Origin of the sequence: Streptomyces thermovulgaris, from assembly GCF_002155915.1 — a bacterium.
GTDB classification, from domain to species: domain Bacteria; phylum Actinomycetota; class Actinomycetes; order Streptomycetales; family Streptomycetaceae; genus Streptomyces; species Streptomyces thermovulgaris.
The window spans coordinates 1-7,133 of the sequence record NZ_MUME01000409.1 but is presented as its reverse complement, the minus strand read 5'-3'; the positions used below and the strand labels follow the sequence as shown (position 1 = coordinate 7,133).

The window sequence follows — 7,133 nt, the reverse complement described above, 5'->3', positions numbered from 1 at the left end:
GCCGAGACCGGCGGGGTCGGCCGGCAGTCGTCCGTGCAGTCGCCGGGGGAGGACGGGGGCAGCTGCTCCTCCGACTCGTCCGAGGCGTTGACGCAGGAAGTGCCGGACGCCCCGTTCATCGCCGCGAGCACACCGACGGTGTTGCCGCACACGTTCACCGGCACCTCGGCCGGCACCTGCACGGTGTTCCCGGACAGCACGCCGGAAGAATCCCCGGCGGCTCCGGTCGCGGACGTGTCGGCGACGGCGGTGCCGCCGTACAGGGACAGAATGCCCGTGGCGGCGGCTGCCGCGCACACTCCCCTGCTCAGTGTCTGTCGCAATGCGCTTGTCTTCCTGCTCGACGGATCGGGAAAACCGAGACCTTGCCGGGCACGGGTGCGTCCGTGGTGCGCGACGCCGCGTGCCCTGCCGGTTTCCTCAACCCGATGCGGGCGCATTGGTGTCGGGAGTTCACCCGGTTGGCCGCAACCGGGTCATGACACCACGTCCTTTCGGGCAAACCCGCGGAAGGCCAGAGCGAACAGCACCAGCGCACAGGTGACGGAGACCGCCGTGCCCTGGATCATCCCGGACCACTCCAGGCGCGGCTGCAGGGCGTCGACCCAGGCGAACTGCCAGTGCGCGGGCAGGAAGTCGCGCCAGCTTCCCAGGGCCGTCACGGCGTCCAGGACATTGCCCACGACGGTCAGCCCGACCGCCCCGCCCACGGCGCCCAGGGGGGCGTCCGTCCGGGTCGACAGCCAGAACGCCAGGCCCGCGGTGACCAGCTGCGACACGAAGAGGTACGCCACGACCACCGCCAGCCGCCAAACGGCGGTGCCCGCGTCCAGGGCGCCACCGGTGGGGATGCGCAGCGGCCCCCAGCCGTAGGCGGCCGTGCCGACCGCGAGCGCCACGGCCGGCAGCAGCACCATCGCGGCCAGGCTCAGCCCGAGCCCGACGACCAGCTTCGACCACAGCAGCCGGGCCCGGGGCACGGGCGCGGCGAGCAGATAGCGCAGGGAGGACCAGTTCGCCTCGGAGGCGACCGTGTCCCCGCAGAACAGCGCCACCGGGATCACCAGCAGAAAGCCCGCCGACACGAACAGGTTCACCGCGGCGAAGTTGGCGCCGGAGGCGGTGGCCGTGTCCATCAGCGTCACCCGGTCGTTGCGCCCTCCCGGCTCGCCGCCGATGGCGAAGGCGACGGCCAGCACGAAGGGCAGTGCGGCCAGGATGCCGCCCATGACCAGCGTGCGGCGCCGTTTCAGCTGCCGGGTCAGCTCGACCCGCAGGGGCAGGGTGCGGCCCGCCCGGTAGCCGGAGGCGGCCTCGGTGCTCTGGGCGGGCGTGCTCATGCGGAACCTCCGATCAGGGTGAGGAAGGCGTCCTCCAGCCGGCGGTGCGGGCCGACCGAGGAGACGGGCACCTCCAGCCGCACCAGGTCCACGACCAGGTCCCGGGCCGTGCCGCCGGGCTCCAGCCGGACCAGCAGGCCGTCCTCGGTCCGTGCCGCCGAGGCCACGCCGGGCAGGGCGGCGACCTTCTCCACGACCGGCTCCTCCACGGGCGTGGCGGTGCCGACCAGCAGGGTGTCCCCGGAGCCGACGATCTCGCCGACCGGACCGGCCTGCACCAGCCGCCCGCGGTCCATCACCACCAGGTGCGTGCAGGACTGCTCGACCTCGGCGAGCAGATGGCTGGAGACGATCACCGTGCGGCCGCCGGCCGCGTAGCGGATCATCACCTCGCGCATCTCGCGGATCTGGGGCGGGTCGAGGCCGTTGGCCGGCTCGTCCAGGATCAGCAGGTCCGGCAGGCCCAGCATGGCCTGGGCGATCGCCAGGCGCTGGCGCATGCCCTGCGAGTAGGTGCGCACCGCGCGGTCCAGGGCGTCGCCGAGTCCGGCGATCTCCAGGGCCTCGTCCAGGTGGGCGTCCTCGGGCGGGCGGCCGGTGGCCCGCCAGTACAGCTCCAGGTTCTCCCGGCCGGACAGATGGGGCAGGAAGCCCGCGCCCTCGACGAAGGCGCCGACCCGTGACAGCACGGGGGCGCCGGGCCGGACGGCGTGGCCGAACACGCGGATCTCGCCGTCGTCCGGCCGGATCAGCCCCATCAGCATGCGCAGGGTGGTCGTCTTGCCGGCGCCGTTCGGCCCGAGCAGGCCGAGCACCTGGCCCCTCTCCACCCGGAAGGACAGGTCCCGTACCGCGTATCTGTCCGCCGATCCCGCGTACCGCTTGCTCAGGCCGGTGATCTGCAGCGGGACGTCGGCCAGCTCCGGGTCCGGGGCGGGCGCGGCGGTGCGCCGCCGGGCGGTCGCCAGCAGGGCGAGCGCGATCGCCGCGCCGGTGAGCGGCAGACACCACACCCACGCGGGCAGCGGCGCCGCCGCGGTGGTCACCCGGGGTGCGGTCGGCACCTTCAGGTCGCCCGCGAGCGCGGCGGTGTAGCGGGCCGGGGCGGCCGGGGAGGCGTAGCCGAGGTCGGTGGAGGCCAGGACCAGACGGAGCCGGTGGCCCTTGCGCACCTCGTGGTCGATCGCCGGGAGGGTGAGGGTGACCTCCTTGCCGGCCCTGGCGCCCTCGACCCGCACGGGCTGCACCAGCTGGGCGGGCAGCACCGGACGTGCCGTGCCCGGCCCGACGTCGTACACCTTGGCGAAGAGCACCGCGTCGTCGCTGGTGGACGTGATGCGGACGGTCACCGTGGGCGACCCGGTGATGCGCAGGTCGCTCTCGAGGGGCGCGGAGTCGAACCGCGCGTGCTGGCCGGGGAGGTCCAGCGACACGCCGGCGCCGAGCGAGGACAGCTGGGCCAGGGAGCCGAAGCCGCCGAGGCCGGGCAGGGAGGACACGGCGGGCGGGCCGGCTCCCGCGGGGTTCTCGAAGCGCTGCTCGCCTCCGCTCAGGGCGATGGACCGCTGTCCGTTCCGCAGCCCCGGGTACGCGTCGGCGCTCGCGCCGCGCAAGGTGGCCCGGCCGTCGGTGGAGTCGACGCCTCCGGTGCGGGTGACGCGGAAGGCGGGCCCGGTGCCGGCGCCTGTGTCGTTCTTGAGGTGGCGGTCGAACCAGCTCCTCACCCGCGCCTGGATCCGGCCGGTCTCCAGGTCGCCGCCGTCGTGGCCGCCGGCGATCCAGTCGACGCCGACCGGTGCGCCGTTGGCCCGGATCGTCCGTGCGGCGGCGTCGGCCTGGTCGAGCGGGAAGAGCGAGTCGTACTGGCCCTGCACCAGCAGGGTCGGCACCGTGATCCGGTCGCCGACGGAGGACGGCGACCGTGCCTCGAGCAGTCCGCGTGCCTCGGCGTCCGGCCGTCCCGACTCGGCGACCCGCTCGTACATCCGGCACAGCGCGGGTTCGAACTTCCCGCAGCCGCCGCCGGCACTGACGAACCAGCCCGCCCACAGTTTCTTGAACACGCCGCCCGGGAACAGGGCGTCCGCGAGGTTCCAGTACGTGATCGCCGGGGCGATGGCGTCCACCCGGTCGTCGTGTCCGGCGGCGAGCAGGGAGACCGCACCGCCGTAGGAGGCGCCGGCCATGCCCAGACGCGGGTCGCCGGCCCCGTCCAGTTCGACCTCGGGCCGCTCGGCCAGCCAGTCGATCAGCCTCGAGACGTCGGCGACCTCGGCCTTCGGGTCGTTCAGCCCGATCTTCCCGGTGGACCGGCCGAAGCCGCGCGCCGACCAGGTCAGCACCGCGTACCCGGCCCCGGCGAGGTCCTCCGCCTGCTGCCGCACGTCGTCCTTGCTGCCGCCGAAGCCGTGCCCGAGCAGGACCGCGGGGTGCCGGCCGGGGCCGGCCGGGGTGAAGTACGAGGTGTCGATCCGCACCCCGTCGCCCATGGTCATGACCCGGTCGGTGCGGTGCACGGGGGGCGGGTCGCCGGAGGCGACCGCCGTCCAGGTCCCGGCACCGGCGAGGACGACGACAGCGGCCCCGGCGGCCAGCAGCCGCCGGGGCCTTCGCCGCAGCCCGCGCAGTGCGGGCAGTCGAAGATCCATGCCTCCACCGTACGGGCCGCCGGCGGCGGCCGGTGCCCCCGTGAGGCCGACCCTCCCGCCCTCCTCGGGGAGGACGCAAGGCCGCGGCGTACCGCGTTCGTGGTACGCCGCGGCCGTACGGCACCGTCGCGGACGGCGGGTCCGGGCGAAGGGCCGGGCACCCCGCCGTCCGCGCGGACGGCGGGGGACGGTCAGTGGTTGCGCGGGAAGCCGAGGTCCACGCCCGCCGGGGTCTCGGACGGGTCCGGCCAGCGGCTGGTGATCACCTTGCCGCGGGTGTAGAAGTGGGTGCCGTCGTTGCCGTAGATGTGGTGGTCGCCGAAGAGCGAGTCCTTCCAGCCGCCGAAGGAGTGGTAGCCCACCGGGACCGGGATCGGCACGTTGACGCCGACCATGCCGGCCTCGACCTCCAGCTGGAAGCGGCGGGCCGCGCCGCCGTCCCGGGTGAAGATCGCGGTGCCGTTGCCGAACGGCGAGGCGTTGATGAGGGCCACGCCCTCCTCGTAGGTGTCCACGCGCAGCACGCACAGCACCGGGCCGAAGATCTCGTCCTGGTACGCCTTCGAGGTGGTCGGCACCTTGTCGAGCAGCGAGATGCCGATCCAGTGGCCGTTCTCGTAGCCCTCCACGGTGTAGCCGGTGCCGTCGAGGACCACCTCGGCGCCCTCGCTCGCGGCGTTGGTCACGTAGGAGGCCACCCTGTCGCGGTGCTCCTTGGTGATCAGCGGGCCCATCTCGGAGGCCGGGTCGTCGCCGGGGCCGATCTTGATCTTCTCGGCGCGCTCGCGGATCTTCTCCACCAGCTCGTCGCCGATCGAGCCGACCGCCACGACGGCCGAGATCGCCATGCAGCGCTCGCCCGCCGAGCCGTACGCGGCCGAGACGGCGGCGTCGGCGGCGGCGTCCAGGTCGGCGTCCGGCAGCACCAGCATGTGGTTCTTGGCGCCGCCCAGGGCCTGGACGCGCTTGCCGTGGGCGGAGGCGGTGGCGTGGATGTGACGGGCGATCGGGGTGGAGCCGACGAAGGAGATCGCCTGGACGTCCGGGTGCTCCAGGAGCCGGTCGACGGCCACCTTGTCGCCCTGCACGACGTTGAACACGCCGTCGGGCAGCCCGGCCTCGGCCAGCAGCTCGGCGAGGCGGATCGACGCCGACGGGTCCTTCTCGCTGGGCTTGAGCACGAAGGTGTTGCCGCAGGCGATGGCGATGGGGAACATCCACATCGGGACCATCGCCGGGAAGTTGAACGGGGTGATGCCGGCGACCACGCCCAGCGGCTGCCGGATCGCGGCCACGTCCACACGGGTGGCGACCTGGGTGGACAGCTCGCCCTTGAGCTGCACGTTGATGCCGCAGGCCAGGTCGACGATCTCCAGTCCGCGCGCGACCTCGCCGAGCGCGTCGGAGTGCACCTTGCCGTGCTCGGCGGTGATCAGCCGGGCGATCTCGTCGCGGTGGGCGTCCAGCAGGGCGCGGAACTTGAACAGGATCGAGGTCCGCTGGGCCAGGGAGGAATGCCTCCAGGTGGCGAAGGCGTCCTTGGCGGCGGCGACCGCGGCGTCCACCTCCTCGACGGAGGCGAACGCCACCTTCGCGGTGACCTCGCCGGTCGCCGGGTCCGTGACCGGCCCGTACGTCCCCGAGGCGCCTTCGACGGTCTTTCCGCCGATCCAGTGGTTGACGATCTTCGTCATGCCCGGTTACTCCTTCGCAGATGGCGGCGTCGGGTCGAGACCTGCCGTTCGTACAGCTGTTGCGCTCCGGCCGCCGACGGTCGGGTCGCGGCCTGGGGCGTACGTCCATCCCAGCAGCGTTGCGCGTCGGGCGCCCCCGACACTGTGTCTGCGGTTTCCGTCCCCACGTAGACACATGTGGAAGTGCCGCCGTGCGCGCCGCGCCGCGGGGGCGGCGCGGAAGTCACGGGTCGGCGGCACGCGGCCGTTCGCCGCACGCCGCTTCCGGCGCGGACACCGGGATCTTCCGGGGACCTCCGGCGCGGGGCCGTAGCGGGCGGGGAGTCTGCGCTCGCCTTCGCTCCTGCCAGGGCGAAGCGGCCTTCCGCGCCGGAGGCGGTCGGTGCCCGGGTGCCGCGAGGGCACGTGGGGTCCTCGCCCAAAGTGCCCTCACCACCAGGGATGTGAACTCTTCGTCCGTCGTGGCGCCGTATGTCCACACCGTCCATCGGCGGCCTCTACCGGTTGTAATGCCGGGGCGCAGCCCTGTCAATGGTTTGTCCGGACATTCGGACGAGAGTGAGGGGATCGTCCCGGACGCGCCCTGGATGCGTCGCGGACCGTCCCGGATGCGCCGCGAAGGGCCTGCGCCGTGTCACCCGTGCCGTACGCGCGCAGGACCCCGGCCGCATCCGGCGGGCAGGTGCCTGCCGGTGCGCGTCACGGCCGGCCGCGGGGAGGCCGACGCCCCACCCGGTCCCCGGCCTCCCGTCCTTCGGCTCCTCGCCCCTCGGGCCGGCTCAGGACCGGCTCAAAACCGGCTCAGCTCCACGGCTCGACGACCGTGACCCCGGCGCCCGGCGCCGTCCCCATCTCCGCGAGCGCCTTCGGGGCGGCCTCCAGGGGGATGGTCGACGTCACCAGCAGGTCCGGCCGCAGCACACCGGCCTCCACCAGCCGGAGCATCTGCGGATAGGTGTGCGCGGCCATGCCGTGGCTGCCCAGGAGTTCCAGCTCCAGGGCGATCGCGCGCGCCAGGGGCACCGGGGTGGTGCCCTCCGGGGAGGGCAGCAGGCCGACCTGGACATGGCGGCCCCGGCGGCGCAGCCCGTTCACCGAGGCCGCGCAGGTGGCGGGCGAGCCGAGCGCGTCGAGCGAGAGGTGGGCGCCACCGCCGGTCACCTCGCGCACCCGCTCCGCCGTGTCCGGCACGCCGGTCGCGTCCACGCAGTGCTCGGCACCGAACCTCCGGGCCAGCTCCAGGGCCCGGGCGGACACGTCCACCGCCACCACCCTGGCCCCCGACGCCGCCGCGATCATCACCGCCGACAGCCCCACGCCGCCGCAGCCGTGCACGGCGACCCACTCGCCGGCGGCGACCCGGCCCTGCTGGACCACCGCGCGGAACGCCGTGGCGAACCGGCAGCCGAGCGACGCCGCCGTCGCGAAGGACATCCCGTCGGGCACGGCGA

5 protein-coding genes and 1 pseudogene are annotated in these 7,133 nt (G+C 74.1%); all 6 read right to left on the bottom strand.

What is annotated here, in order from left to right:
• The coding region (locus CCN35_RS25405; protein ID WP_086794472.1) for a chaplin at positions 1-323 on the bottom strand (323 nt) is incomplete at its 3' end.
• A gap of 153 nt (positions 324-476) precedes the next feature.
• Entirely contained in the window at positions 477-1,340 is an 864-nt protein-coding gene (locus tag CCN35_RS25400) for an ABC transporter permease (RefSeq protein WP_067399203.1), read from the bottom strand.
• Positions 1,337-3,988 (bottom strand): alpha/beta fold hydrolase, encoded by a 2,652-nt coding sequence (locus CCN35_RS25395; RefSeq protein WP_169721390.1) that lies wholly within the window; start codon positions 3,986-3,988, stop codon positions 1,337-1,339. The genes CCN35_RS25400 and CCN35_RS25395 overlap by 4 nt, the downstream gene beginning before the upstream one ends.
• A gap of 191 nt (positions 3,989-4,179) precedes the next feature.
• Complete coding sequence (gene mmsA / locus CCN35_RS25390) at positions 4,180-5,682, bottom strand: CoA-acylating methylmalonate-semialdehyde dehydrogenase (RefSeq protein WP_067399197.1); 1,503 nt, start codon at positions 5,680-5,682, stop codon at positions 4,180-4,182.
• Positions 5,679-5,925 (bottom strand): annotated as a pseudogene (locus tag CCN35_RS29750) (3D-(3,5/4)-trihydroxycyclohexane-1,2-dione acylhydrolase (decyclizing)); the annotation flags it as partial. The gene mmsA and the pseudogene CCN35_RS29750, both read right to left, overlap by 4 nt.
• A gap of 558 nt (positions 5,926-6,483) precedes the next feature.
• On the bottom strand, positions 6,484-7,133 hold a 650-nt coding region (locus CCN35_RS25380; protein WP_143631806.1), incomplete at its 5' end, for a zinc-binding dehydrogenase.